Origin of the sequence: Acinetobacter sp. Ac_5812, from assembly GCF_013072695.1 — a bacterium.
Taxonomy (GTDB): Bacteria; Pseudomonadota; Gammaproteobacteria; order Pseudomonadales; family Moraxellaceae; genus Acinetobacter.
The window spans coordinates 23,517-50,004 of record NZ_LXUK01000001.1; the positions used below are offsets into that span (position 1 = coordinate 23,517).

37 protein-coding genes and 1 pseudogene are annotated in these 26,488 nt (G+C 43.0%); 7 read left to right on the plus strand and 31 right to left on the minus strand.

Features of this window, described 5'->3' with window-relative positions; genetic code table 11:
- Positions 1-61: 61 nt before the first annotated feature.
- From rplQ to A7P55_RS00260, 29 genes and pseudogenes are all read right to left on the minus strand, one after another.
- Positions 62-427 carry a 50S ribosomal protein L17 gene (gene rplQ / locus A7P55_RS00120; RefSeq protein WP_004641032.1) on the minus strand — a complete coding sequence of 122 codons (366 nt, stop codon included), beginning with the start codon at positions 425-427 and terminating at the stop codon, positions 62-64.
- Between the two features lie 18 nt (positions 428-445).
- Positions 446-1,453, minus strand: coding sequence for a DNA-directed RNA polymerase subunit alpha (gene rpoA / locus A7P55_RS00125; protein WP_004804125.1), 1,008 nt, complete (start codon positions 1,451-1,453; stop codon positions 446-448).
- 18 nt (positions 1,454-1,471) lie between these two features.
- On the minus strand, positions 1,472-2,098 hold the full coding sequence (gene rpsD, locus A7P55_RS00130) for a 30S ribosomal protein S4 (RefSeq protein WP_004657698.1): 627 nt from the start codon (positions 2,096-2,098) through the stop codon (positions 1,472-1,474).
- Between the two features lie 12 nt (positions 2,099-2,110).
- The gene (rpsK, locus tag A7P55_RS00135; protein WP_004281491.1) at positions 2,111-2,497 is read right to left on the minus strand and encodes a 30S ribosomal protein S11; all 387 of its coding nucleotides are present in this window, start codon (positions 2,495-2,497) and stop codon (positions 2,111-2,113) included.
- 19 nt (positions 2,498-2,516) lie between these two features.
- Entirely contained in the window at positions 2,517-2,873 is a 357-nt protein-coding gene (rpsM, locus tag A7P55_RS00140) for a 30S ribosomal protein S13 (protein WP_004804122.1), read from the minus strand.
- Positions 2,874-2,980: 107 nt separating this feature from the next.
- The gene (gene rpmJ, locus A7P55_RS00145) at positions 2,981-3,097 is read right to left on the minus strand and encodes a 50S ribosomal protein L36 (protein WP_000867907.1); all 117 of its coding nucleotides are present in this window, start codon (positions 3,095-3,097) and stop codon (positions 2,981-2,983) included.
- A 21-nt stretch (positions 3,098-3,118) separates the two neighbouring features.
- Positions 3,119-4,438 (minus strand): preprotein translocase subunit SecY, encoded by a 1,320-nt coding sequence (gene secY / locus A7P55_RS00150; RefSeq protein WP_171061115.1) that lies wholly within the window; start codon positions 4,436-4,438, stop codon positions 3,119-3,121.
- 45 nt (positions 4,439-4,483) lie between these two features.
- On the minus strand, positions 4,484-4,924 hold the full coding sequence (gene rplO / locus A7P55_RS00155; RefSeq protein ID WP_004804120.1) for a 50S ribosomal protein L15: 441 nt from the start codon (positions 4,922-4,924) through the stop codon (positions 4,484-4,486).
- A 3-nt stretch (positions 4,925-4,927) separates the two neighbouring features.
- Positions 4,928-5,104 carry a 50S ribosomal protein L30 gene (gene rpmD / locus A7P55_RS00160; protein ID WP_004804119.1) on the minus strand — a complete coding sequence of 59 codons (177 nt, stop codon included), beginning with the start codon at positions 5,102-5,104 and terminating at the stop codon, positions 4,928-4,930.
- Between the two features lie 6 nt (positions 5,105-5,110).
- The gene (gene rpsE / locus A7P55_RS00165) at positions 5,111-5,608 is read right to left on the minus strand and encodes a 30S ribosomal protein S5 (protein WP_004657688.1); all 498 of its coding nucleotides are present in this window, start codon (positions 5,606-5,608) and stop codon (positions 5,111-5,113) included.
- Positions 5,609-5,610: 2 nt separating this feature from the next.
- Positions 5,611-5,961 (minus strand): 50S ribosomal protein L18, encoded by a 351-nt coding sequence (gene rplR / locus A7P55_RS00170; protein ID WP_004775881.1) that lies wholly within the window; start codon positions 5,959-5,961, stop codon positions 5,611-5,613.
- 14 nt (positions 5,962-5,975) lie between these two features.
- Positions 5,976-6,509, minus strand: coding sequence for a 50S ribosomal protein L6 (gene rplF, locus A7P55_RS00175; RefSeq protein ID WP_004804118.1), 534 nt, complete (start codon positions 6,507-6,509; stop codon positions 5,976-5,978).
- Positions 6,510-6,522: 13 nt separating this feature from the next.
- Positions 6,523-6,918 (minus strand): 30S ribosomal protein S8, encoded by a 396-nt coding sequence (gene rpsH, locus A7P55_RS00180; protein WP_016162200.1) that lies wholly within the window; start codon positions 6,916-6,918, stop codon positions 6,523-6,525.
- 11 nt (positions 6,919-6,929) lie between these two features.
- The gene (gene rpsN / locus A7P55_RS00185) at positions 6,930-7,235 is read right to left on the minus strand and encodes a 30S ribosomal protein S14 (RefSeq protein WP_004641050.1); all 306 of its coding nucleotides are present in this window, start codon (positions 7,233-7,235) and stop codon (positions 6,930-6,932) included.
- 9 nt (positions 7,236-7,244) lie between these two features.
- Positions 7,245-7,781: a 50S ribosomal protein L5 gene (gene rplE / locus A7P55_RS00190; RefSeq protein WP_004804116.1), complete on the minus strand. Its 537-nt coding sequence runs from the start codon at positions 7,779-7,781 to the stop codon at positions 7,245-7,247.
- Positions 7,782-7,796: 15 nt separating this feature from the next.
- The gene (gene rplX / locus A7P55_RS00195) at positions 7,797-8,114 is read right to left on the minus strand and encodes a 50S ribosomal protein L24 (RefSeq protein ID WP_004804115.1); all 318 of its coding nucleotides are present in this window, start codon (positions 8,112-8,114) and stop codon (positions 7,797-7,799) included.
- Positions 8,115-8,123: 9 nt separating this feature from the next.
- Positions 8,124-8,492 carry a 50S ribosomal protein L14 gene (gene rplN / locus A7P55_RS00200; protein ID WP_004657680.1) on the minus strand — a complete coding sequence of 123 codons (369 nt, stop codon included), beginning with the start codon at positions 8,490-8,492 and terminating at the stop codon, positions 8,124-8,126.
- 92 nt (positions 8,493-8,584) lie between these two features.
- Positions 8,585-8,842 carry a 30S ribosomal protein S17 gene (gene rpsQ / locus A7P55_RS00205; RefSeq protein ID WP_004657679.1) on the minus strand — a complete coding sequence of 86 codons (258 nt, stop codon included), beginning with the start codon at positions 8,840-8,842 and terminating at the stop codon, positions 8,585-8,587.
- Entirely contained in the window at positions 8,839-9,036 is a 198-nt protein-coding gene (gene rpmC, locus A7P55_RS00210) for a 50S ribosomal protein L29 (RefSeq protein ID WP_000849927.1), read from the minus strand. The genes rpsQ and rpmC overlap by 4 nt, the downstream gene beginning before the upstream one ends.
- Entirely contained in the window at positions 9,036-9,449 is a 414-nt protein-coding gene (gene rplP, locus A7P55_RS00215) for a 50S ribosomal protein L16 (protein WP_004657678.1), read from the minus strand. The genes rpmC and rplP overlap by 1 nt, the downstream gene beginning before the upstream one ends.
- A pseudogene (gene rpsC / locus A7P55_RS00220) lies at positions 9,389-10,205 on the minus strand (30S ribosomal protein S3). Before rpsC ends, rplP begins: the two are co-directional and overlap by 61 nt.
- Position 10,206: 1 nt before the next feature.
- Positions 10,207-10,536: a 50S ribosomal protein L22 gene (gene rplV / locus A7P55_RS00225; protein WP_004657676.1), complete on the minus strand. Its 330-nt coding sequence runs from the start codon at positions 10,534-10,536 to the stop codon at positions 10,207-10,209.
- A gap of 11 nt (positions 10,537-10,547) precedes the next feature.
- Positions 10,548-10,823, minus strand: a complete 276-nt coding sequence (gene rpsS, locus A7P55_RS00230) for a 30S ribosomal protein S19 (protein ID WP_004641066.1) — start codon at positions 10,821-10,823, stop codon at positions 10,548-10,550.
- A gap of 13 nt (positions 10,824-10,836) precedes the next feature.
- Entirely contained in the window at positions 10,837-11,661 is an 825-nt protein-coding gene (gene rplB / locus A7P55_RS00235; RefSeq protein WP_004804114.1) for a 50S ribosomal protein L2, read from the minus strand.
- A gap of 11 nt (positions 11,662-11,672) precedes the next feature.
- Positions 11,673-11,993, minus strand: a complete 321-nt coding sequence (rplW, locus tag A7P55_RS00240) for a 50S ribosomal protein L23 (RefSeq protein ID WP_004641070.1) — start codon at positions 11,991-11,993, stop codon at positions 11,673-11,675.
- Positions 11,990-12,592 (minus strand): 50S ribosomal protein L4, encoded by a 603-nt coding sequence (rplD, locus tag A7P55_RS00245; RefSeq protein ID WP_004804113.1) that lies wholly within the window; start codon positions 12,590-12,592, stop codon positions 11,990-11,992. The genes rplW and rplD overlap by 4 nt, the downstream gene beginning before the upstream one ends.
- An 11-nt stretch (positions 12,593-12,603) precedes the next feature.
- Complete coding sequence (rplC, locus tag A7P55_RS00250; protein WP_004775888.1) at positions 12,604-13,242, minus strand: 50S ribosomal protein L3; 639 nt, start codon at positions 13,240-13,242, stop codon at positions 12,604-12,606.
- Between the two features lie 59 nt (positions 13,243-13,301).
- Positions 13,302-13,613 (minus strand): 30S ribosomal protein S10, encoded by a 312-nt coding sequence (gene rpsJ, locus A7P55_RS00255; RefSeq protein WP_000070912.1) that lies wholly within the window; start codon positions 13,611-13,613, stop codon positions 13,302-13,304.
- 227 nt (positions 13,614-13,840) lie between these two features.
- Entirely contained in the window at positions 13,841-14,569 is a 729-nt protein-coding gene (locus A7P55_RS00260; protein ID WP_004804112.1) for a type 1 glutamine amidotransferase, read from the minus strand.
- Between the two features lie 169 nt (positions 14,570-14,738).
- Between A7P55_RS00260 and A7P55_RS00265 the strand changes: the two genes are divergently transcribed.
- The 6 genes from A7P55_RS00265 to A7P55_RS00290 all read left to right on the plus strand — a co-directional run bounded on the left by A7P55_RS00265 (position 14,739) and on the right by A7P55_RS00290 (position 21,320).
- On the plus strand, positions 14,739-15,932 hold the full coding sequence (locus A7P55_RS00265) for a PLP-dependent transferase (RefSeq protein ID WP_171550654.1): 1,194 nt from the start codon (positions 14,739-14,741) through the stop codon (positions 15,930-15,932).
- Between the two features lie 18 nt (positions 15,933-15,950).
- A complete protein-coding gene (locus tag A7P55_RS00270; protein WP_171550655.1) occupies positions 15,951-17,498 on the plus strand; it encodes a helicase HerA-like domain-containing protein in 1,548 nt (515 codons plus the stop codon).
- 143 nt (positions 17,499-17,641) lie between these two features.
- Positions 17,642-18,853, plus strand: a complete 1,212-nt coding sequence (gene hmpA / locus A7P55_RS00275) for an NO-inducible flavohemoprotein (protein WP_171550656.1) — start codon at positions 17,642-17,644, stop codon at positions 18,851-18,853.
- A 79-nt stretch (positions 18,854-18,932) separates the two neighbouring features.
- Positions 18,933-19,385, plus strand: a complete 453-nt coding sequence (locus A7P55_RS00280; RefSeq protein ID WP_005147145.1) for an Rrf2 family transcriptional regulator — start codon at positions 18,933-18,935, stop codon at positions 19,383-19,385.
- Positions 19,386-19,469: 84 nt separating this feature from the next.
- Complete coding sequence (gene yihA, locus A7P55_RS00285; protein ID WP_171550657.1) at positions 19,470-20,246, plus strand: ribosome biogenesis GTP-binding protein YihA/YsxC; 777 nt, start codon at positions 19,470-19,472, stop codon at positions 20,244-20,246.
- Between the two features lie 129 nt (positions 20,247-20,375).
- Complete coding sequence (locus A7P55_RS00290) at positions 20,376-21,320, plus strand: metal-dependent hydrolase (protein ID WP_171550658.1); 945 nt, start codon at positions 20,376-20,378, stop codon at positions 21,318-21,320.
- 61 nt (positions 21,321-21,381) lie between these two features.
- Here A7P55_RS00290 and A7P55_RS00295 read toward each other — a convergent pair whose 3' ends face one another.
- Together A7P55_RS00295 and A7P55_RS00300 are read right to left on the minus strand one after the other, a co-directional pair.
- Complete coding sequence (locus A7P55_RS00295; RefSeq protein ID WP_171550659.1) at positions 21,382-22,623, minus strand: dicarboxylate/amino acid:cation symporter; 1,242 nt, start codon at positions 22,621-22,623, stop codon at positions 21,382-21,384.
- Positions 22,624-22,751: 128 nt separating this feature from the next.
- On the minus strand, positions 22,752-23,624 hold the full coding sequence (locus A7P55_RS00300) for an acyl-CoA thioesterase II (RefSeq protein ID WP_171550660.1): 873 nt from the start codon (positions 23,622-23,624) through the stop codon (positions 22,752-22,754).
- A 298-nt stretch (positions 23,625-23,922) separates the two neighbouring features.
- Here A7P55_RS00300 and plsB point away from each other — a divergent pair, with 298 nt between their 5' ends.
- On the plus strand, positions 23,923-26,469 hold the full coding sequence (plsB, locus tag A7P55_RS00305) for a glycerol-3-phosphate 1-O-acyltransferase PlsB (protein WP_171550661.1): 2,547 nt from the start codon (positions 23,923-23,925) through the stop codon (positions 26,467-26,469).
- Positions 26,470-26,488: the final 19 nt, after the last annotated feature.

Consider the following 26,488-nt stretch of genomic DNA (forward strand, 5'->3'; position numbering starts at 1 on the left):
AAAAGACCGGTTATTACACCGGTCTTTTTTGGAACAACTGACTGTTCTACACGTAGAAGTATTATTTTACTTCACGGTCAACGAGTTCAACGTAAGCCATCGGTGCAGCATCACCTGCACGGAAGCCCGCTTTAAGAACACGAAGATAACCGCCGTTACGTTCTTTGTAACGAGGGCCAAGAACGGTAAATAATTTACCAACAGTTGCTGCAGAACGAGTACGAGCAAACGCTAAACGACGGTTTGCTACTGTATCGTTTTTAGCTAAAGTGATTAAAGGCTCAGCAACGCGGCGAAGTTCTTTCGCTTTAGGTAAAGTTGTTTTAATTAACTCGTGCTCAACTAAAGCATTCGTTAAATTTTGGAACAACGCCTTACGGTGGCTGCTGGTACGGCCTAATTTCACACCACTATTACGATGACGCATGGTGATAGTCCTACTTAATTAACGGCTACGATAGGCAAAACGGTCATCCATACGAAGACTAGCTGGTGGCCAGTTCTCTAAACGCATGCCGAGTTGTAAACCTTTCGAAGCCAAAACATCTTTGATCTCTGTTAACGATTTTTTACCTAAGTTAGGAGTTTTTAACAACTCAACTTCAGTACGTTGAACAAGATCACCAATGTAGTAAATATTTTCTGCCTTCAAACAGTTAGCAGAACGAACAGTTAGCTCGAGATCATCTACTGGACGAAGCAAGATTGGGTCAACTTCTTCGCGAGGCTCTTGAGCAACAGGCGTTTGATCTTTCTGAAGATCAACAAAAATTGCAATTTGTTGTTGCAAGATTGTTGCCGCTTTGCGGATTGCTTCTTCTGGATCAACAGTTCCGTTAGTCTCAAGATCAATCACTAACTTATCAAGATCGGTACGTTGTTCAACACGAGCATTTTCTACTGTGTATGAAACACGCTTGATTGGGCTATAAGAAGCATCTAACTGTAAACGACCTACAGGACGTGTTTCACCTTCAGGGAAACGCGAGTCAGATGTTTCATAACCACGACCTTGAGAAACTTTAAGGCGCATTTTTAATGAACCTGTAGAACTCAAAGTACCGATTAAATGATCAGGGTTAACCACTTCAACATTGTGAGGTAAACGAAGGTCAGCTGCAGTTACGTCACCTGCCCCTTGTTTCTCTAATGTCAAATATGCTTCGTTTTGATCGAACAGCTTAATAGACAATCCTTTTAGGTTCAGCAAGAGCTCGACGATGTCCTGCTGCAAGCCTTCTAAAGTACTGTACTCGTGCTCGACACCTTCTATTTCTACTTCAACCACAGCAGCGCCAGGTAAAGAAGACAATAGAATGCGACGTAAAGCATTACCTAGAGTATGACCAAAGCCACGCTCTAAAGGTTCCAGAATCACTTTTGCCGAGGTCCCGCTCACCGCTTCGACCTTGATCGCTTGCGGAGTTAGAAACTCGTTTGCAGTACGCGTCATTTATTGCTACCTCAAGGATTATTTAGAATACAATTCTACAATCAAGCTTTCGTTGATTTCAGCAGGTAAATCAGAACGATCTGGTGCAGCTTTAAACGTACCTTCTAACTTAGAATGGTCAATTTCCATCCAAGCAGGGATACCACGTTGAGCAGCTAATTCAATTGCGTTTTTAATACGTAATTGTTGTTTAGCGCCTTCGTGTACTGCAATTACATCACCAGCTTTAACTTGGATAGATGCAATGTTAACACGACGACCGTTCAAAGTGATGCTACGGTGAGATACTAACTGACGAGCTTCTGCACGTGTAGAACCAAAACCCATGCGATAAACAACGTTATCAAGACGGCTTTCAAGCAATTTCAACAAGTTTTCACCTGTTGCGCCTTTCACACGAGCAGCTTCTTTGTAGTAGTTACTAAATTGACGCTCTAACACACCGTACATACGACGTACTTTTTGTTTTTCACGTAATTGTAGTGAGTACTCTGATTGTTTGCTACCACGAGCTCCGCCATGTTGGCCAGGAGCTTTAGCATGTTTTTTAGTCTTAACGTCAAACGGTTTAACGCCAGATTTTAATTGCAGGTCTGTCCCTTCGCGGCGAGAGAGTTTGCATTTTGGACCAATATAACGAGCCATGAATGTTTCTCCTTACACGCGACGTTTTTTAGGTGGACGGCAACCGTTGTGCGGAATTGGAGTCACATCGGTAATGCTGTTAATTTTATAACCCACTGCACCTAATGCACGAACCGCAGATTCACGACCAGGACCAGGACCTTTTACAAGGACGTCCAAGTTTTTCAAACCGTAATCTAAAGCAGCTTTACCAGCAACTTCAGCAGCTACCTGAGCAGCAAACGGTGTTGATTTACGTGATCCACGGAAGCCTTGTCCACCTGAGGTAGCCCAAGCCAATGCATTACCTTGACGATCGGTAATCGTAACAATGGTGTTATTAAAAGAAGCGTGAATGTGTGCGACACCTTCAGAGACGGTACGAGTGACCTTCTTGCGTGCGCGAGTATCTTTAGCCATCTTTTAGCTTCCAGAAATCTTATTTCTTAATCGGTTTGCGCGGACCTTTACGGGTACGTGCGTTAGTTTTGGTGCGTTGTCCACGGACAGGCAAGCTGCGACGATGACGAAGACCGCGGTAGCAGCCTAAATCCATTAAACGTTTAATGTTCATGGAAATTTCGCGACGTAAATCACCTTCGGTCGGAACCTTAGCAACTTCTGCACGAATCGCATCAAGCTGAGCATCATCTAATTCACGGATTTTTGTAGTTTCAGCAATACCAACAGCAGCTAAGATATTCTTAGACGTGTGGCGACCTACACCAAAAATATACGTGAGAGAGATAACAGCATGCTTGTTATCCGGAATGTTTACACCGGCAATACGAGCCATTCAATTTTCTCCAAAAAGGCAGTCAAGATAATCAACCGCCCCACAAAAATCTTGAGGGGCGGATAATAACCTAATTAGCCTACTGAAATCAACAGGTCTTAATTAAATTAACCTTGACGCTGCTTATGACGAGGTTCTGCGCTACAAATTACGCGAATAACCCCATTACGACGGATAACTTTACAGCTACCACAAATTTTCTTTACAGAAGCTTGTACTTTCATGATGAAACCTTCTAAGTGCGCTTATCCCTTAGGATGAGCAGTCGTTTTTCTCATTAACGTTTGATTATCATATTGATGCGAAGTAAGGTGCGCTTGGAGTTGTGCCATAAAGTCCATTACGACTACGACAACAATCAATAAAGATGTTCCACCCAAATGGAATGGAATACCAAACGAACTTTGCAGTACCATAGGCATTAAACACACTACAGTAATGTAAATTGCACCAATGAAGGTCAAACGGTTAAGAATATGATCTAAATAACGAGCCGTTTGCTCACCTGGGCGGATACCAGGCACATATGCCCCGCTACGCTTTAAATTCTCTGATACTTCTTTCGGGCTAAAAACTAGCGCAGTATAGAAATAACAGAAGAAGATAATTAACGCGCCAAAGAGCATTAAATACAACGGCTGTCCAGGCGATAACACCAATGCCAGATCTTGTAAGCTACGTTTCACAATCCCTGCATTTGGATCAGCACTTCCCAACCATTGTCCCAAGCTCGCTGGAAATAATAACAATGAGCTTGCAAAAATCGCTGGAATTACACCCGCCATGTTAATTTTTAACGGCAAATGTGTTTGCTGTGCAGTAAATACACGACGACCTTGCTGTTTTTGTGCATAGTTTACTGGGATCCGACGTTGTGCTTTTTCAATAAACACGATCGCAGCTAAAACGGCTAATGAGAGTAAACCGAATACAGCTAAACCTATTAAACTACCCTGACCATTTTGTACAGACGTAAACGACTGAATTACGAGATTTGGCAAACCTGCCACAATCCCCGCAAAAATGATCATCGAGATACCATTACCAACACCACGTTCGGTAATTTGCTCGCCCAACCACATCAAGAACATTGTTCCAGCAACTAACGAAGTTACTGCTGGAACGTAGAATGCCAAGCCTGACGTTAAGGTAATACCTTGACTAATCAGGCCAGCACACATCCCTACACCTTGCACGAGTGCAAGGAATAAGGTGCCGTAGCGTGTATATTGATTGATCTTACGTTTGCCTTGCTCGCCTTCTTTTTTCAAAGCTTCTAGCGAAGGAACTACCGTAGACATGAGCTGCACGATAATCGATGCAGAAATGTACGGCATAATCCCTAACGCCAGAATCGACATGCGTTCTAATGCACCACCAGAGAACATGTTAAATAAACCTAAGAAGGTACCTTCATTAGCTTTAAAAAACTGTGCTAGCGCTACATTATCAATCCCCGGCAACGGAATATGCGCTCCTAGTCGAAAGACCAATAACGCGCCAATCAAAAACATTAATCGACGAATAATTTCACGGTATTTCACATGAAATGGTTGGCCTTTCATCATGTTTACATGACCAGAAGAACTAGGAGTCATAGACACTCGAGATTACTCCTCGACTTTACCGCCAGCAGCTTCAACAGCAGCTTTAGCGCCTTTAGTCAACACAACACCTTTAACAGTGAATGCGCGAGTGATTTCACCAGAAAGAACGATGCGAGCACGAATTTGGTCACGACGAACAACATTCGCAGCTTTTAAAGTTTCAAGGCTAACAACATCACCTTCAACTTTATTCAACTCAGACAAACGTACTTCAGCAGTTTTCAAAGCGATTTGGCTAGTGAAACCGAATTTAGGCAAACGACGATATAACGCAGTTTGACCGCCTTCAAAGCCTGGACGAGTACCACCACTTTTACGTGAGTTTTGACCTTTGACACCACGGCCACCAGTCTTACCAACGCCAGAACCGATACCACGGCCTAAACGACGGTTATCACGCTTAGCACCTTCTGCAGGTGCAAGTTCATTTAAACGCAGAGTCATGGCTTATTCCTCTACACTAACCATATAGTAAACTTTGTTGACCATACCACGGTTAGAAGGCGTATCTTGCACTTCTACAGTATGACCAATACGACGCAGACCTAAACCTTTAAGGCAAAGTTTATGATTTTTTAAACGATGCGAAGAAGATTTAGTCTGGGTAACTTTAATCGTTTTCATGATTGATTACCCTTGAATTTGTTCTACTGAAAGACCACGTTTCGCAGCGACTTTCTCAGGAGAAGTCATATCACGCAAACCTTTGAAAGTTGCGTTTACTACGTTAGCAGCATTTGTAGAACCATAACATTTAGCAAGTACGTTATGTACACCTGCAGCTTCAAGAACAGCACGCATAGCGCCACCAGCAATTACGCCAGTACCTTCTGAAGCAGGTTGCATGTATACACGGCTTGCGCCATGACGAGCATTCACAGGGTGTTGTAAAGTAGTACCCGCAAGGTCTACAGTAATCATGTTACGACGAGCAGCTTCAAGTGCTTTAGAAATAGCAGCTGGAACTTCACGTGCTTTACCACGACCAAAACCTACGCGACCATTACCATCGCCCACAACAGTTAATGCTGTGAAAGAGAAGATACGACCACCTTTAACAACCTTGGCTACACGATCAACGGCAACCAGCTTTTCAACGAGACCTTCGTTTTGTTCAACTTTCGCCATGATTAGAACTCCAAGCCGCCTTCACGAGCAGCATCAGCCAAGGCTTTGATACGACCATGATATTTAAAACCAGAACGGTCAAATGCAACTTTGGTAACACCAGCTGCTTTAGCACGTTCTGCGATCAAAGCACCAACTTTCGTAGCTGCATCTACATTACCTGTAGTACCGCTACGTAAAGATGCATCTAAAGTTGAAGCTTGCGCTAAAACTTTTCCACCATCTGCTGAAATAACTTGCGCATAGATGTGACGCGGCGTGCGGTTTACACACAAACGAGTCGCACCCAATGCACGAATGTGCAAGCGTGTGCTTTTCGCACGACGCAAACGGGTTTGTTTCTTTTCGTTCATAAGAACCTCGCGCCTTATTTCTTCTTAGCTTCTTTACGAAGAATAACTTCATCCGAATAACGAACACCTTTACCTTTATATGGTTCAGGAGAACGGTATGCACGGATTTCCGCTGCCACTTGACCTAACAACTGCTTGTTTGCTGACTTCAAAATGATTTCAGTAGCAGTTGGAGTTTCCGCTGTTACACCTTCAGGTAAAGCGTAGTCAATCGGGTGTGAGTAACCAAGGTTAAGGTTTACAGAAGTACCCTTAACCGCAGCTTTATAACCAACACCAACAAGCTGTAACTTACGTTCGAAGCCTTCGCTAACACCTTTTACAAGGTTGTTCAATACAGCGCGAGCAGTACCAGCCTGCATCCAAGCGTCTTTCGACTCTTTAGCTGGAGCAAGTTGAAGTTTACCTTCTTCCTGTTTTAGCTCGACCAGCGCATGCAGGTTGAAAGACAATGTACCTTTGCTGCCTTTCACTTCGACCTGCCGGCCGTTCTGAGTAACTGTTACACCATTCGGTACAGTTACTGGGGCTTTAGCCACACGAGACATGAGGAATCACCTATTAAGAAACAAAAGCAATAACTTCACCACCAACGCCTGCAGCACGTGCAGCGCGATCAGTCATGATGCCTTTGCTTGTAGAAACAATTGCAATACCTAAACCTTGCTTAACGCTAGGAATTTTATCTTTACCGCGATATTGGCGTAGACCTGGACGGCTTACACGCTTAACAGTTTCGATAACAGGCTTGCCTTCGAAATATTTTAAAGTAATTGTCAAAGTAGCTTTTGCTTCTTCAGAAGCAACTTCTACATTTGAAATATAACCTTCTTGTTGAAGTACGTTTGCAATTGAAACTTTCAACTTAGAAGAAGGCATAGAAACAGTTTGTTTCTTCGCCATTTGTGCGTTACGAACACGTGTTAACATGTCGGCAACGGTATCTTGCATACTCATTTAGTCGCTCCTTACCAGCTTGCCTTAACAACGCCTGGTACATCACCCTGCATTACTGTGTCACGTAATTTGTTACGGCTTAAACCGAACTTACGGAAGTAACCATGAGGACGACCAGTTAAACCACAACGGTTACGAAGACGTACTGGAGATGCGTTACGCGGCAATGCCTGTAACTTTAATGTCGCTTCGAAACGTTCTTCGTCACTTGCATTTACATTTGCAATCGTTGCTTTTAATTCAGCACGTTTTGCAGCGTATTTAGCAACTGTCTTTTCGCGTTTCAATTCGCGATTAATCATACCTTTCTTAGCCATATCGACCTCTTATTTGAACGGGAAGCCGAATGCACGCATAAGCGCACGGCCTTCGTCATCGCTACGAGCAGTTGTCGTAATAGTGATGTCTAAACCACGGATACGATCAATCTTGTCAAAATCGATTTCAGGGAAAACGATTTGCTCTTTTAAACCCATAGAGTAGTTACCACGACCATCAAATGATTTCGAAGAGAAACCACGGAAGTCACGGATACGAGGGATTGCGATCGAGATCAAACGATCCAAGAATTCGTACATTTGGTCGCCGCGTAAAGTAACTTTACAACCGATCGGCCAACCATCACGGATTTTGAAACCAGCGATTGATTTACGAGCAAGTGTCACAACTGGTTTTTGACCAGCAATGAGTTGCATATCAGCAACAGCGCCATCTAATAATTTCTTATCAGTTGCAGCTGCGCCTACACCCATGTTTAGAGTGATTTTTGTGATGCGAGGAATATCCATCACATTCTTAACGCTAAGTTCTTCTTGTAACTTTGCTTTAAGTTCGTCGTTGTAACGTGCTTTAAGTCTGGCCATTGCCTTTTCAACCTATTACTTCGCTACCGCCACTGATTCACCATTTGATTTATAAACACGAGTTTTCGCGCCATCAATCACTTGGTAACCAATACGGTCAGCCTTTTGGGTTGTAGCATTAAAAATTGCCACGTTTGAAATATGAAGCGTAGCCTCTTGAGTAACGATGCCGCCTTCAGCGCCAGTTACACGGTTTGGCTTTTGATGCTTCTTCACTAAGTTAAGGCCTTCGACCTTAACTCGATCTTCAGAAACTGACAAAACGATACCTTGTTTGCCTTTTTCTTTACCTGCGATCACAATTACTTGATCGCCTTTTTTAATCTTAGCCATGATTGCCTCTTATAGAACTTCAGGAGCCAATGAAATGATTTTCATGAACTGTTCAGTACGAAGTTCACGAGTCACTGGTCCGAAGATACGAGTCGCAATCGGAGCTTTGTTGTTGTTCAAAATAACAGCTGCGTTATCGTCGAAACGAATAACTGAACCGTCTGGACGACGGATGCCGAACTTTGTACGAACAACTACAGCATTCATCACGTCACCTTTTTTAACACGTGCGCGTGGAATTGCTTCTTTTACAGTAACTTTAATAATATCGCCAACTGAAGCATAACGACGGTGTGAACCACCAAGTACTTTAATACATTGTACGCGGCGTGCACCACTATTGTCTGCTACGTCGAGCATACTTTCGGTTTGAATCATTGCCCTACTCCAAAACCGAGCATCACCGGTCACAATTTCGAAAGGCTCAAAGAGTACTCGAAATTGTCCGATGATGCAACAAGAACGTCTAATTACTCAGCAGCAGCTTCAACTACTTCCACTAAAGTCCAAGCTTTAGTTTTAGAAATTGGGCGGCTTTCTTTGATGGTTACCAAGTCGCCTAATTTAGCAACATTGTTCTCATCATGAGCGTGTAATTTAGTTGAACGGCGGATTGATTTGCCATACAACGGGTGTTGAACGCGGCGTTCAATAAGCACAACAATAGACTTGTCCATTTTGTCGCTTACGACTTTGCCGGTTAACGTGCGGACTGTTTTTTCACTCATTGTCCGTTCCCCTGTTTTTCGGTAAGGAGTGTCTTAATACGAGCAATTGTCTTACGAGCAATTTGCACTTCATGCGATTTGCCTAGTTGACCAGTTGCTTTCGCCATACGAAGACGGAATTGGTTAAGCTGTTGCTCATCAAGCAAAGCTTTCAACTCTTCTACCGACTTTTCACGTAGATCTTTAGTTTTCATTACATCACCGTCCGAGTCACGATAGTGGTTTTAAACGGGAGTTTAGCAGCAGCTAAAGCAAAAGCTTCGCGCGCTAACTCATCGCTAACACCTTCAATTTCGTACAGGATCTTACCTGGCTGGATCTGACAAACCCAGTATTCCACGCTACCCTTACCTTTACCCATACGTACTTCTAATGGTTTTTCGGTAATTGGTTTGTCTGGGAATACGCGGATGAAGATTTTACCACCACGTTTGATACGACGGCTAATGGTACGACGTGCAGCTTCAATCTGACGCGCAGTCATACGACCACGTTCAGTTGCTTTAATTGCAATCGAACCAAATGATACTGTACTACCACGATGCGCTAGACCAGTGTTACGGCCTTTGTGCACTTTACGGAATTTGGTACGTTTAGGTTGCAACATGGATTATTCTCCCTTGTCAGCAGCACGGTCACCGCGACGACCACGACGCTCTTGACCTTCACCACGACCACGACCACGTTTAGCTGGACGCTCTTCAGCAGGAGCAGGGTTCATGACTTGTTTCATGCCACCTAAGATCTCGCCACGGAAAATCCAAACTTTAACACCGATCGTACCGTATGTTGTTTCTGCGCGCATAGTTGCATAGTCGATGTCAGCACGAAGCGTATGCAAAGGTACACGACCTTCACGATACCACTCAGTACGAGCAATCTCTGCACCACCTAAACGGCCAGAAACTTCAACTTTGATACCTTTAGCGCCAGCACGCATTGTGTTTTGAACCGCACGCTTCATAGCACGACGGAACATAACACGCTTTTCTAATTGAGAAGCAATCGCTTCAGCAACTAAACGTGCGTCCAAGTCAGGGCGATCAATTTCATTGATGCTAACTTGAGCTGGAACACCCATAATGTTGGTGAGTTCGCGCTGTAATTTCTCAATATCTTCGCCTTTTTTACCGATAACGATACCAGGACGAGCAGTGCTAATTGTTACTTTAGCAGCGCCTGTAGGACGTTCGATAAGAATATTGCTGATCATCGCGTTTTTAAGTTTTTTAGTTAAAAACTCACGAACTTGAAGATCTTTAAGCAAGTATTCAGCGTATTGTTTCGGACTCGCATACCAGTTAGCGTTATGACGTTTCACAACACCTAGGCGGATACCGATTGGATGAACCTTCTGACCCATATCAAACCCCTACCTTAACGGTGATGTGACAAGTACGCTTAGTAATACGATCTGCACGGCCTTTAGCACGTGGCATGATACGTTTAAGGCTCATGCCTTCATCAACGTAAATCGTAGTTACTTTAAGGTCATCAACATCTAAGCTGTTGTTGTGTTCAGCATTCGCGATTGCAGATTCAAGTGCTTTTTTAACGAGCACAGCTGCTTTCTTGTTACTGAAGTTCAAAATGTCTATCGCACGTGCAACCGACTTACCACGGATCAAATCAGCAACTAAACGTGCTTTTTGTGCCGAGATAGCGGCACCGCGTAATTTAGCAGTTACTTCCATCATAGCACCTATTAACGTTTAGACTTCTTATCAACACCGTGACCACGATAGGTACGAGTTGGCGCGAATTCACCCAATTTATGACCAACCATGTGTTCAGTAACAATTACTGGAACGTGGTTACGGCCATTGTGAACAGAAATTGTTAAACCAACAAAGTCTGGAAGGATCATTGAACGACGTGACCAAGTTTTGATCGGCTTACGGTTGTTAGCAGCAATCGCAGCTTCAACCTTAGCGAACAAATGCGCGTCGACGAATGGACCTTTTTTTAATGAACGAGGCATTATTCAGATTCCCTTACTTGACGCGACGGTCGCGAATAATCATCTTAGTCGTACGCTTATTGGTACGTGTCTTGTACCCTTTAGCTTTTTGACCCCATGGACTTACAGGTTGAATACCTTTACTACGTCCTTCACCACCACCGTGTGGATGGTCTACTGGGTTCATCGCCATACCACGAACGGTAGGACGAATACCACGCCAGCGCGCAGCACCAGCTTTACCCAATGAACGAAGGTTGCTTTCTTGGTTAGAAACTTCACCAATTACAGCACGACATTCAACATGGACTTTACGCATTTCACCAGAACGTAAACGAACGATAGCGTAAGAACCATCACGACCCAACAACTGAACTGAAGTACCAGCAGAACGTGCTAATTGAGCACCTTTACCGATTTTAAGTTCAAGGTTATGCAAGGTAGAACCGATTGGCATGTTACGAAGTGGTAAACAGTTACCTGGACGAATTGGAGCATCGTTACCAGATTGAACTTTATCACCAGCACGCAGGCCTTTAGGCGCAATGATGTAACGACGTTCACCGTCAGCATATTTCAATAAAGCAATATGAGCTGTACGGTTAGGATCGTATTCAATACGCTCTACAGTCGCAGGAATACTGTCTTTGTTACGTTTAAAGTCAACAATACGGTAGTTTTGCTTATGACCACCACCCACGTGACGTGTAGTGATGTGACCATTGTTATTACGACCACCAGTACGTTTTTTAGCTTCTACCAACGGTGCATAAGGAGCGCCTTTGTGAAGATGGTCATGAACCACTTTCTCTACAAAGCGACGTCCTGGAGACGTTGGCTTACATTTTTGAATTGGCATAATTCTCGTCCTTATTCCGCTGCGTTTTCAGCGGTATCGCCCAAGTCAGCCATTTCTACATCTTGGCCAGCTTTCAGGGTGACGTATGCTTTTTTCACATCAGAACGACGTCCTAATGTTTTACCAAAGCGTTTTGTTTTACCTTTAGTGATCGTTGTATTGATTTTTACAACTTCAACACCAAAGAGCTGCTCAACTGCTTTCTTGATTTCAAGTTTGTTTGCATTTAATGCAACTTTGAACACTTGAACACCAGCAGTGTCACCTAAAACTTGTGCTTTTTCTGAGAATACTGGTCCTAATAGGACTTGATAGATACGTTCGTTGTTCATCCGAGTTCTACCTCAATTTTCTTAGCAGCAGCTACAGACATTACAACTTTATCAAATGCGATCAAGCTAACAGGATCAATAGCAGTAGCATCAACCACATCAACGTGTGGAAGGTTGCGAGCTGCGAGATACAAGTTCTCATCTACAGCATCTGTAATGATCAATGCGCGAGTTGCATTCAAGTCTGTAAGTTTTGCAAGCAAGTCTTTAGTTTTTGGAGCTGCAACAGCAAACTCTTCAACTAATACAAGACGATCTTGGCGAACAAGTTCAGCTAAGATACATTGCATTGCACCGCGATACATCTTACGGTTTACTTTTTGAGACCAATCTTGTGGGCGAGCAGCAAAAGTTTTACCACCACCAACCCAGATCGGGCTACGAATAGAACCCGCACGAGCGCGACCAGTACCTTTTTGACGGAATGGCTTTTTACCACCGCCAGAAACATCTGCACGTGATTTGTGAGCACGAGTACCTTGACGACCACCAGCTAAGTAAGCTGTAACAACTTGGTGTACAAGAGCTTCGTTAAATTCACGTCCGAAAGCAACTTCAGACAATTCAACAGCAGAGCCGGAAACAGTTTTTAAATTCACAGTATTTCCCCTCAGGCCTTGATGGTAGGACGTACAACAACGTCACCGCCAGTTGAACCAGGAATAGCACCCTTAACAACTAAAACAGAACGTTCAGCGTCAATAGATACAATTTCAAGACCTTGAACTGTTACGCGTTCGTCACCTAAGTGACCAGCCATTTTCTTGCCTTTGAACACGCGACCAGGTGTCTGGTTTTGACCTGTAGAACCTAATACACGGTGAGATACAGAGTTACCATGAGTAGCATCTTGCGTACGGAAATTCCAACGCTTAACACCACCTTGGAAACCTTTACCTTTTGACTGACCAGTTACGTCAACAATTTGACCAACTGTGAACAGATCAACACCGATAGAAGCACCCACTTCACGGCCTTCAAGCTCAGCTTCAGTAACACGGAACTCTTTAACTAAACGACCAGCAGCAACACCCGCTTTCGCGAAGTGACCTTTCTGAGCGTTAGTTACGCGCGATTCGCGACGTTCACCAGTAGTTACTTGAATTGCTTGATAACCATCAGTTTCAAGTGTTTTGATTTGCGTAATGCGGTTTGGATCGACTTCGATAACTGTAACAGGTACAGATACACCAGCATCTGTAAAGACGCGAGTCATACCACATTTGCGACCGACTAAACCAATAGCCATGTGCATAAACCTCTAAAAAAGCGGCCTAATTAACTTAAAAAGTTAATCAACCGAAAGCCTTAACCCAAAGCGATCTGAACATCAACACCAGCAGCAAGATCTAACTTCATCAATGCATCAACAGTTTTATCTGTTGGTTGAACGATGTCGATCAAACGCTTATAAGTGCGGATTTCGTACTGATCACGAGCGTCTTTGTTGACGTGTGGTGAAGTAAGAACGTTGAAGCGTTCGATGCGAGTAGGCATCGGAATTGGACCACACACTTGTGCGCCAGTACGCTTAGCGGTTTCTACGATCTCTTGAGCAGATTGATCAATCAGACGATGATCAAAAGACTTCAAACGGATACGAATTCTCTGGTTAGACATACCAGTAAACTCCAAGCCAAATATATAAAGAATCACCCATGACGCACCTCACCATTCTGGTAAGTGTCAAGGGCAGTGAAAATCACTAAGGTCATGATCGATGCCACGACTGTAATGCGTTAACTACTTTCTTCGTAGTAAACGCCCTCCATTTGAGGGTCGCTCATTATAACGATTGTTTAAGTCTTATGCAATTCTTCTTTTCATTTTTTAAGCAATCAATCCTGCTATGCACTCACGACATAATCAATTGCTTGATTCAGCAAACGATTGCCCTGTTCAAATTTACTTTTGATAGTTCTTTTTAATTCAGATATCGGTTGTACATATTCACCATTAAAAACCGCCATATCCTCTTCATTCTCAATCAACAGTGCCAAGGTCTGTGGTGTCATTTCTGGATGAAACTGAAACCCAAGAACATTACGTCCAATCTGATACATTTGATTTCGGCAGACTTTATTCTCGGCTAAGCGCACCCCGCCTTTTGGAATTTCAAAAGTCTCACTATGCCATTGTAATATATTCAATTGTTCTGGAATCTGAAAATAATCCTCAGGCACATGCGAGGCACGCCCCACATCCATCCAGCCGAGTTCTTGGTACGGATTACGGCTCACGGCTGCCCCAAGAGCATTGGCAATTAACTGCCCACCCAAGCACAAGCCAATGGCAGGTTTACCCGCAGCCAAATAGCGTCGCAACCACCTTTTTTCGAGTTTTAACCATGGATAATTTGCTTCATCATTCACACTCATGGTTCCCCCCATAATAATCAGGAGATCAACCTCATCTACTCGCGGTAAGGCCTCTAATTCCAAGGGTAAATCGACGGGTAATGCAAAAAACTCTGTTGCGGTAATTTTTGCTTTATGTGCTTTTAAAAAGTCATAGCAACTGCCAAAACCTTCGCCAGCAATGTGCTGAAAATAATGCACTCTTAAATGCGACTTCATGCGCTAAAACCTATTTATCGTTAGAATGATAATTAGTCTTAGCAAAAATAAAGCCAGTTTTGAGCAATCGTATTAATCCGTACCGATTCTGTACAAAAGCAGCGCAACACTAGCGGCTTAGTTGATTTTCTCTTAACCTAAGTCATTCTATTGATTTAGCCCACGCACCATGACAACACACAATAAAGCACAAACTAATCTGATTCATGCACCACGCCAAGCCCCTCAATACATTGAAACCGTTCAACCTCCCTTATTTCGTGCATCGACGATTATTTTTAAAAGCACGGCGCACCTTTTTGACCGCCATTGGACCGATGCTTATGATTATAGTTACGGCACACACGGCACTCCGACGACGTTTACTTTAGGGGACAATATTGCCCAAATTGAAGGCGGACGTTATTGCTTACTTGCACCAAGTGGTTTATCTGCGATTAATCTCGTGAATAGTACAGTTTTAGGATCAGGTGATGAGGTTTGGGTCGCCGATAATATTTATGGCCCTAATCTTGAGCATTTAAATAATCTGCGAGATCGTTATGGCATCACCGTTAAAATTTACAATCCAATTGATGCCAATAGCTTTCAACCGACTGAAAAAGCAAAATTGATTTGGCTCGAAGCAGCAGGATCAGTCACTTTAGAATTTCCCGATTTAAAGAACTTGGTTAAAAAAGCACAGCAGGCCAATGTACTCACCGCACTGGATAATACATGGGGCGCAGGACTGGCGTTTAATGCTTTTGATTTCTCAGATGAGCATCTCACTGTTGATATTACAGTTCATGCATTAACCAAATATCCAAGCGGTGGTGGCGATATCTTAATGGGTTCTGTAGTCACAAATGACCAAGCACTCCACCACAAACTCTATCGTATGCATGCCATCCAAGGCATTTCTATTTCGGGCGATGATGCTGCGCAAGTTCAACGCAGCTTGGCGCATATGTCTTTACGCTATGAACAGCAAGCACAAAGTGCACTCACCTTGTTGAATTGGCTAAAACAACAAGCACAGTTTAGCCAAGTCCTGCATCCAAGCGATCCTGATGCAGCAGGCCATCAATTCTGGGCAGAAATTTGCAGCACTGGTAAAAGTGCAGGCTTGGTCAGTGTTATTTTCAAACCAGAATATGATCTAGCCATGATCAGAAAGTTCTGCGACAGCTTAACACTATTTAAACTCGGATTTAGTTGGGGCGGTCCTATCAGTCTGGCAATGTTGTATGACTTAAAACAAATGCGCACTTTGGAAAATACACATTTACAACAAGGTTTATTGGTTCGCTTCTGTATTGGACTAGAACATCCAGAAGATTTAATTCAAGATATTCAAAACGCATTAAAACAGCTCGATTGAGATTAAAACAGGTGAAGAATGAGTACACCAATCGTTATTGCAAAAAAAACCACTGATACAACACAAGATATTGTTTTACATTCTAAATTTGCAAACCGACATGGTCTGATTGCAGGTGCGACAGGAACCGGTAAAACCGTTACACTCAAAGTGATGGCCGAAAGCTTTTCTCGTATTGGCGTACCTGTATTCCTTGCCGATGCCAAAGGTGATGTCTCCAGTCTGGCCAAAGCGGGCAGCAGCAATCCTAAATTTGATGAGCGTCTAAAAAGCCTGCAACTAGATGCGATTCCTTTTGCAGCATCACCCGTTATCTTTTGGGATTTATTCGGTCAGCAAGGCCATCCAATTCGTACCACTATTTCAGAGATTGGCCCCTTATTACTGGCACAAATGCTCAATCTGAATGACACCCAAGAAGGCGTGCTTTCAGCAGTGTTTCGTGTGGCCGATGATCAAGGTTTACTGCTGATCGACTTCAAAGACCTGAAAGCCATGCTGACCTATGTTAGTGAAAATGCTGCCAGCCTCAAAGCCGAATATGGCAACCTTTCCCCTGCCAGTCTGGGTGCAATTCAACGTAATCTACTCGCACTGGGTGACCAAGGTGGAGAGCAATTCTTTGGTGAGCCAAGCCTGAATATTCTTGATTTCATTCAAACTGACACCAATGGCCATGGCTATATCAACATCTTGGCTGCTGACAAGCTGATGAACACGCCAAAGCTTTATGCAACGTTCCTGCTCTGGATGATGTCGGAACTATTTGAACAGTTGCCTGAAGTGGGTGATATGGATAAACCGAAGTTGGTGTTCTTCTTCGATGAAGCGCATTTACTGTTTGACAATGCCAGCCCTGCTTTACAGCAAAAGATTGAACAAGTCGTGCGTTTGATTCGATCTAAAGGTGTAGGTATTTATTTCATTACCCAAAATCCACTGGATTTGCCAGAAAGCGTATTAGGTCAACTCGGTAACCGTGTACAACATGCTTTACGCGCATTTACACCTAAAGATCAAAAGGCAGTTAAAACCGCAGCAGATACCTTCCGCGCCAATCCAGAGTTTAAAGTCGACCAAGCGATTACCGAACTTGCGGTCGGTGAAGCCTTGATCAGCTGTCTAGATGAACAAGGGACACCACAGATTGTGGAGCGCGGCTGGGTGATGCCTCCTTACTCCTCCTTTACCCCGATCACTCCCGAAGAACGCCAAGTGATTATTGGACAAAGCATTGTAGCGGGTGTCTACGACCAAGCCGTGGATCGTGACAGTGCCTATGAAATACTGCAAAAGAAAGTGCTACAACAATCCCAGCAAAAAGAGGCAGATGATCTCGCCAAACAGCAAAGCAAAGAGCAAGATGCTTTAGCCAAGCAACAAGCCAAAGACCAAGAACGTTTTGCTCGTGAGCAGCAAAAAGCAGCAGAAAAGTCACAGCGTGATCGCGAAAAACTCACTCAAGATATCGTCGGTACTTTTGCAAAAAGCGCAGCACGGAGCCTTGGTGGAACAACTGGACAAAAAATTGTACGCGGTCTACTCGGTTCTTTATTTGGTAAATAAAAAATTTTATGTAATTAATAATTAAGGGATAATTTGTTATCCCTTAATTTTTTTATGGCTTTTATTTAAATATGCATTGCAAATACACCTTATAAAATGTATTTTAAATACATCTTATAAATGATAGCCAAGAGAGATCAAGCATGACTCCACAGCAAATTGACCTAGTAAAAGCCACAGTTCCTGTCCTACGCGAAAATGGTGTTGCACTGACTGAATACTTTTATAACCGCATGTTAGGTAACCATCCCGAATTAAAAGAAACCTTTAATATGGGTCATCAACGTAGTGGGGCTCAAGCACAGGCACTTGCGGGTGCAGTTTTGGCGTATGCAGAAAATATTGAAGACCCTTCTGTGCTTTTACCTGTCGTTGAAATGATTGCGCATAAGCATGTCAGTTTAAATATTCAATCGCCTGACTACGGCATCGTTGGTGAAAACCTTTTGCACTCGATTAGTGAGGTCTTAAATATTTCAATGGAAGACCCATTGATTGGTGCATGGGCTGCCGCTTATGGTCAATTAGCAGACCTATTTATCAGCACTGAAAAAGCCATTTATGATCAACACCAACAAACCCAAGGTAGTTGGTTAGGCTGGCGTAATTTTAAAATTGCCAAAAAGGTCGTGGAAAGTGATGAGATTATCTCTTTCTATTTAGCACCTGTTGATGGCGGTGCATTACCACACTATGAAGCAGGTCAATACATTTCAGTCCGTGTGTTTATCCCTGAACTCAACTTAAGACAACCGCGTCAATACACGCTTTCGACTAGCCCACAGGCAGATTATTTACGTATCTCGGTCAAACGTGAAGATGAAAAAGGTGAACTTGCAGGTGGCTGGGTGTCTAACACCTTACATGGTTTAGCTGAAGGTTCAGAAATTGAAGTATCTGCACCAACAGGTAATTTCTATCTGATTAATAGCAGCAAGCGTAATGTCTTTATCAGTGGTGGTGTAGGATTAACACCGATGATTGCAATGTTGAACCAATTGGTGACTTTAGATATGCCGCAACCGGTTAACTTCATTCATGCCTGCCGTAGCAGCCAAGTACATGCCATGAAGCAGCATATTCAAGAGCTTAAAACCAAGTATCCACGTTTAAATACATTTACGGCATATGAGTTTCCACACCAAAATGACAGCCTTGGTGAAGACTACGATGTCGCTGGACGTTTAGATTTAAGCAGCATTGATGCCGCATTATTACCGACCAATGCCGATTATTATTTATGTGGCCCAATGCCATTTATGGCAGCGCAACATCAGGCACTGGTTGCTCGTGGTATTCCTGCCGCCAACATTCACAGTGAAGCTTTTGGTACAGGTGGCGTCAAACTCAGCTAAGCCGCACTACATTTTGCATAGGGCTAGTCTATGTTAGACTAGCCCTTTCTATTTCTTGCACCAGATTGAGTGAAACCACATGCAACTCAATAAGTTTACTGATTATGCACTCAGAATTTTGATGTATGTCGCTCGTCCGAGTGATGTACCTTATACGATTGCAGATATCGCAGAAGACTTACATGTGTCGCAAAACCACTTGGTTAAAGTCGTGCACTTCATGGGTAAGCAACACTGGATTGTGACTATTCGCGGTAAAGGTGGTGGCCTACGCCTTAATCCGGAAGCTAAGAATCTGAAATTAGGTGCGATTGTTCGAACCTTACAAGGGAATCATCAAATTGTTGAATGTAACACCCCTCCTTGTGTACTTAGAGCCAACTGCGGACTAAAAGGGATTCTAGATCAAGCCTTAGAATGCTTTTATCAAAGCCTTGATCAATATACGCTTGGCGAAGTCGTCCAACAGGGTATTATCCCCTCTTCCACACGCTCAAATATCGACTTTTTAGAGCTTATTCAAAAAGCTTAAAATCAGATACAGATGAAGGATTCGCACGAACGCCTCACATCCTTTATAATGGTCGTTGCTATTTCTATTCAAAAGTAAGCTTCTATGCGTCGCAGTGAAAAATCGAAAGACACCAAAGCCAGACTCGCACCTAAACAAAAAATCAGTTATGAAAAAAAGGCTGACCCTGCATTAACTGAATATGCAGTACAGTCTTTAACTTGGTTACGCCAAGCTGAATTTTTGATGAGTGCGCCGAAACTGGCTTTATGCGTAGAAGATACGGGTTATGAAATCGCATTTGCTGGCCGTTCCAATGCTGGTAAATCAAGTGCAATCAACGCATTAACCAATCAAAAACAACTGGCACGCGCTTCAAAAAGACCAGGCCGCACCCAAATGATCAACTTTTTCAGCTTGGGCAATCCAGATCAGCGCTTAGTCGACTTACCTGGTTATGGTTATGCTGCGGTTCCTGAAGCCATGAAAATCGTTTGGCAGAAAGAACTCGAAAATTATCTGATCCACCGCAAAAGCTTACAAGGCTTGGTGTTATTGATGGACATTCGTCATCCTTTACAACACTTTGACTTGATGATGTTGGAATGGGCGCATTCACGTCATTTATTTGTCCATATCCTACTGACCAAGGCCGATAAGTTAAACCGCGGTCCTGCCAATGAAGTTTTATTTGATGTAAAACAGCAATTGAAGAAAATGAAACTCGATTTCTCCATTCAACTGTTTTCGTCACTCAATCGTATTGGCTTAGAAGAACTGTCAACTGTCATGGCAGGTCGTTTGAATTACACCCTTGATCAACCAACGGAATTTGACCTGAGCCAAATCCCTGAAGCCTCAGAAACCGACATCCAAGAATAAAAAGTGCATTTTATGCAACTTGATGCATAAAATAATTTTTAATTGTCCCGAATTGCTAAACACAAACACTAGGTAGTTTTCATATACTGCTTAGTGTTGGTTCATTGCACTATCGATTAGGACTAAACGATGAAATTACTATCATTTGTGAAGAACAAAGTTCTTGGTTCTTCGATTGACTATAAAATCCTCCCACGCAAAGTAAAGTTTGACTGGGAAAATACACCAGTGGATTGGATTCCAAACCAGCCTTTTGCCAGCTATTTTATTAATGAAATTAACAATATTTTACCTGCTGGTGAGTTTTGGTTTTGCCGTTTATATAACAAAGTCCTTCCAGAAATTACCGATGAAAAATTAAAGCAAGACGTCCAAGCCTTTATTCGTCAGGAAGCAATGCATGCCGTTGCACATACCTCAGCCAATAAAGAATATTTGACGCAACGCAATATTGATATTCAGCGCAACCTCGACATCATGGATTTCTTATTTACCAAGGTTTTGGCAGACAAGCCTTTCGATAAAGAAATTCCGAAAGTACTCGAGCATCAATGGGATTTATTCCGTCTAGGTGTAATTGCGACTGTTGAACACATGACCTGTGTACTGGGCAAATATGCCCTGTATAACAAGCGCTGGGAAGAACTCGGTGCAGATCCAGAAATGATCGATCTGATTAAATGGCATGGCTCTGAAGAAATTGAACACCGTACCGTTGCATTTGATCTCTATCGTCATTTGGGCGGTGGTTATATCGCACGTTACTACATGAGTGTTGCTGTGATTATTGGTGTGCTTGGCCTTTGGGTCGATGGTGCAGCGCATATCATGAGCCAAGACCCTCGTTTTGCTGACAAGAAACCAAGCTTATTTAAGCCATGGATCTGGATCGAATGGTCGAAGATCGCGTTAAAAGACGCTAAAATCTTGCCAGGTCCTGCATGGTTGGTTGCACAACAAATTGATTACCTTATGCCGTGGTATGACCCAGTCAAAGAAGGCAATACGCAAGATGCTGTGAATTATTTAAATAATTCCCCTGCTGCAAAACGCGCCTTACAACCCGCAGCATAAACATTCTTTTATAGAATAAAAAAAGCAGGAGTCATCTCCTGCTTTTTTGCGCCCAATATGATCAGCTTGATTCAGCTTCCGCCTGCTTGGCATATCGATCAACCACCACACTAATCATCATATCACCCTGTACATTAACCACAGTGCGAACTGTATCCAGCACACGGTCGATCGGCAGTAAAATTGCAATCGCCTCCGCAGGCAAACCGACAGACTGTAGCACCATAATCATGGTCACCATCCCTGCACTCGGAATCCCTGGCGCGCCCAATGAAGCAATCATTGCGGTTAAACACACGATAATCTGCTGCGTTAAACTCAGATCCAAACCCATCAGATTGGCAATAAATAAGGCAGCTGCAGCTTCGTACAAAGCCGTACCATCCATATTCAGTTGTGTGCCTAAAGGAATCACAAAACCCGCTGTTTGCGGCCGCACACCTAAGTTTTCCTGTGCACACTTCATACTCAGCGGCATGGTCGCTGAACTGGAACTGGTCGCAAAAGCTGTGACTAAAGCGGTTCTCGCCCCTCTAAAAAAGGTGATCGGATTCATCCGCCCAAAAATCCACAACAAAGCCGGTAACACCACCACGCCATGGAAAATAGTCGTCCCCGTCACCACTGCCGCAAATTCAACCAACCGACTCAGTACCGATAAATCTTCAGTCGCAATCAACTTTGCTAAAAGCGCAAAAATCCCGATCGGCGCAAGTTTCATCACCCAACCCACTAACATCATCATAATGTCAAAGAATTGCTGACTGATGTTACGCACCAAGGCGAAACGCTCGCCGCCTTTGACCAAAGCCACACCCAGAAATAAGGCAAACACCACCACTGCCAACACATTGCCTTCACTAAAAGCCTTGAATGGATTGATCAATGTATTCTGAATAAAGGTCGTAAAGAAACTTGATGGGGTTAAGGTATCTGGGGTTTGATGGCTATCCATTGCGGCTTGGAATAATTGAATATCCACCCCTTTCCCCACATCAAACAAATGCGCACAGCTAATTCCCAGAATTAAAGCCAAGGTAGTGGTCGTCAGACAGCTCAATGCAGTAATTTTCCAGACACGCCCGAATTGCCCACCCGCCTGTAAATTAGAAACCCCAACCACAATCGAGCTAAAAATCAGAGGGATCAGCAACATTTTCAGCAAACCAATGAAAATGCTACTTAAAATACCCAAGCCATAGAGGCTGTAGTCAACAAAGATCGTCTGTGGGTAGGCCAGCAATAAAAAACCAAAGGCCACACCGAGCACAGCTGCAATTAAAATTTGTGTATTTAGATTCATTGTGAAGGGATAAAATTTTAACTTAGCCGTACTATGGCATGCTCATGTAGAAGAATCGAGCAATTTTTTGTCACATCCTTATGATAAAAAAAGCCATCAGAATGATGGCCTTAGTACGGGTTTACTTTTTACTGAGTTTCAATTTCTCTGAGCCGAATCAAACCTTCTTGGACGGTACTACAGACTAACTGTCCATTTTGCCACATCCTCCCAAAGTTCAAGCCACGTGAGCTGGCACTAATTGTTGCTTCCATGTCGTAAAGCATCCATTCATCTGCACGCAGTGGGCGATGGAAATAAATGGTGTGATCAATACTGGCACATTGTAAGTTTGGAGAGATCCATGACAAACCATGTGGACGTAAAGCCGTGGTCATTAAAGTAAAGTCTGAATAGAACGCCACAATCGCCTGATGTAATGAAATCTCATCAATATTTTGTGGGATTTGATCATGCGTACGAATGTAGTGCGCATAAAATGGAGCTTCAGGCTGGGGTTGAAATGGATTGATCAACTGTGTTGGTCTAATTTCCACATGACGTTCGCGCATAAAACTGGCACGTACATTTTCAGGTACAAAATTAATCAGACTTTCTTTCAGCTCATTCTCAGACTTTAAGGTCTCTGGTTCAGGGTACTCAGGCTCTTTATGTTGATAATTTAAGCCTTCTTCTGGATTGGCAAAAGAGACCATTGCAGAGAAAATAGTACGGCCATGTTGGATCGCACGAACCTGTCGACTGGCAAAGCTTTTACCATCTCTGAGTGGATCAACTTCATAAATGATCGGTGCATTGACATCACCGCCATACAGGAAATAAGCATGTAAAGAGTGTGCTGGACGATCTGTGGTGTACGATGCCGCTCTCAAGGCTTGTCCAAGAACCTGCCCACCGAATACTCGCTTGCCTACCAAATTGCGGCTATTGCCCCGAAAAATATGCTCTTCAAGCTTTTCCAGAGTCAACAGTTCTACCAATTCTTGAGTTAACGCATTCATGTAATAGCCTTCCAACATCAATGAGGAGAGATCAACCAATCCTTTCAGGGTTGATAATTTTGATTGTGCCACAAATTCAAATGACAATGGTCAGGATAAAATGATTCATCCGTCACGATAATGATGTATTGATTATCTTAATATGTATTTATAGCGGCTAAAAATACGATTTTTAACGATAAAATCTACCAAATACGCTATATTTTGTCAGAAAATAACATACCGTTTCATGTAAGAATATCGCAGAATGTCGTGTTCATCATGACTCGATGTCCGGATTATTATTTAGGAGTTTGTAATGTCCAAGACTGGATTTGGTCAAATGTATCGCCAACTTTCGAGTAAGTTACTTGACCTCGTGGTAACCCCACATGTTCTTGGTGAAGTTCCTACAGAATCCACCACTACAGAGCCAAACACAACCGATTCAAATAAGTTAGTTTGCTATGTTTTACAAAATTATTCGCGTAGTAATGCCTTGGTGGTTGATGGTGAAACCCGCCGTCTCAATTTAAAACCCGCATTAGATCCCTTGAGTTTTGGGAGCTATCAAGAAAAAAATTCAGTCTTGTTTTTACATCATAACGAAAATAATTTTTTTAATACCCAAACATTTCCACCTCGCCTGTTACAACTGGTCGAAGCCTTAGAACAACAAACTGATATTGATATTCAGCTCGTGCCTGTGACTGTTCTTTGGGGACGTTCACCCGATAAAGAAGATTCTTGGTTCAAATTATTATTCTCAGATACTTGGGCAACCCCAGGGACAGTCAAACAACTGATGAATATTGGTTTGCATGGTCGCCAGTCTTATTTAGAGTTCCATGAACCACAATCTTTGCGTGAGTTGGTAGATTATGCCAAGACCAACCACCCAAATATTTCGCCAGCAACCTATATTGCCAGTTCATTAGATACCTATTTAGATCAGCAACGTGAAGTCGTGCTTGGTCCTGACTTGTCAGACCGTCGCAATGTAATGCAATCGGTAGTGAAGTCAGCTGAGGTACAAGATGCCATTCGTCGTGAAAGCATTCAGCATAAAATCAGTATGCTCGAAGCTGAACGTCGTGCCATCGGCTATGTCAATGAAATCGTGTCTGACTATTCGGCATCTGCGGTACGCTTTGCCGATATGGCCTTAACCCGTTTATGGACACAGCTTTATGACGGCGTAGAAGTCCATAATTTCAGTACCGTACGGGAGCTGGCAAAAGACTACGAAATCGTTTACACCCCATGTCACCGTAGCCATATCGACTATTTACTATTGTCTTATGTGATTTATAAACGTGGCTTGATGATTCCATATATTGCCGCAGGTGATAACCTCAACCTACCATTTGTGGGTCAGTTATTACGTGGTGGCGGTGCCTTCTTTATTCGCCGTTCTTTCCGCGGCAATGCACTTTACACCTCTGTATTTAAAGAATATTTATACAGTATTTTATCGCGTAATACGCCAATCGAATACTTTATTGAAGGTGGTCGTTCACGTACCGGTCGCTTACTCCCGCCTAAAACGGGGATGCTAGCAATGACCATCCAAGGTCATTTACGTGGTCCTGCAAAACCAATTGTCTTTGTACCCACCTATATTGGTTATGAGCGCCTGATGGAAGGCTCAACCTATGTAGGTGAAATGCAAGGTCAACCGAAAGAAGCAGAATCCATTTTTGGTATCGTGAAAACCTTACGTAAAATTGAACGTATCTTCGGTAAGGTGCATGTTAACTTTGGTGAACCTGTATTCCTGAATGATATTCTGAAACAACAGGGTGCGGAGAATATTCAAGCGGATACTGCAAGCACCACAGAGATTTCCAATGTCGTTGCAAGCTCGGCCAATCTGATTTTAGAGAACATCAACCGCGCTGTGGTCATCAACCCTGTGTCATTACTGTCTTTAATTTTATTGGCAACACCAAAGCACACTTTAGATGAAGAAATCTGTGCGAAACAGCTCGATATCTACCGTGACTTGGCAACACAACGACCATATGATGAGCGCACACAAGTGACCTCATTATCAGGTAAAGAGATCATTGCTTATGGTCTCAAGCTCAAGTTAATCAAACGTGTACAACATGTGTTAGGCGATATTATTGCGATTGAAGATAATCAAGCCGTATTGCTGACTTACTTCCGTAATAACATTTTACACGCCTTTGTTTTACCATCATTGGTGGCTTCGCTGGTTGAGCACAATGGTAAAATTCACAAGAACGATTTAAGCAATGTGATCCGTACTTTGTATCCGTTCTTAAAAGCTGAATTATTCATGAAATGGGAAGCTGCTGATCTACAAAAGCAGATTGATAATTATATTGATGCCTTGGTTCAGATTGGTTTGATTTTCCAAGATCATGATGGCAATTTATTCAGCCCAACGCCAAATAGCGAAGAACATCAAAAGCTTGTCACTTTAGCTCTACCCGTCAAGCAAAGTTTAGAACGCTATTACATGACACTGGCACTGATTACTCAGCGCGGTTCAGGCAACATTTCAACCAAGCAAGTTGAAGAGCTGAGTCACCTCTTAGGTCAACGCTTATCTGTGCTGTATGAATTCAACTCACCAGAGTTCTTCGATAAAGCCTTATTCCAAAGTTTTATTAAAGTCCTGACGCAACAGAATTATATTCGTAACAATGAGCAAGGTTTCATTGAATATGATGATAATTTCAGTGAAATGGCCGCAGGTGCACAGCTAGTCTTAGATGAAACGACGCTACAAATGTTGCAGCACATCACCACATTTAGTGATGAAGAATTAGCAGAAGCATTAGAAGCTATGGCATCTCAACAAGCCAAACGCCGCTTAAAACGCAAAAAATCTTAAAATTAAAAAAGGCAACTTC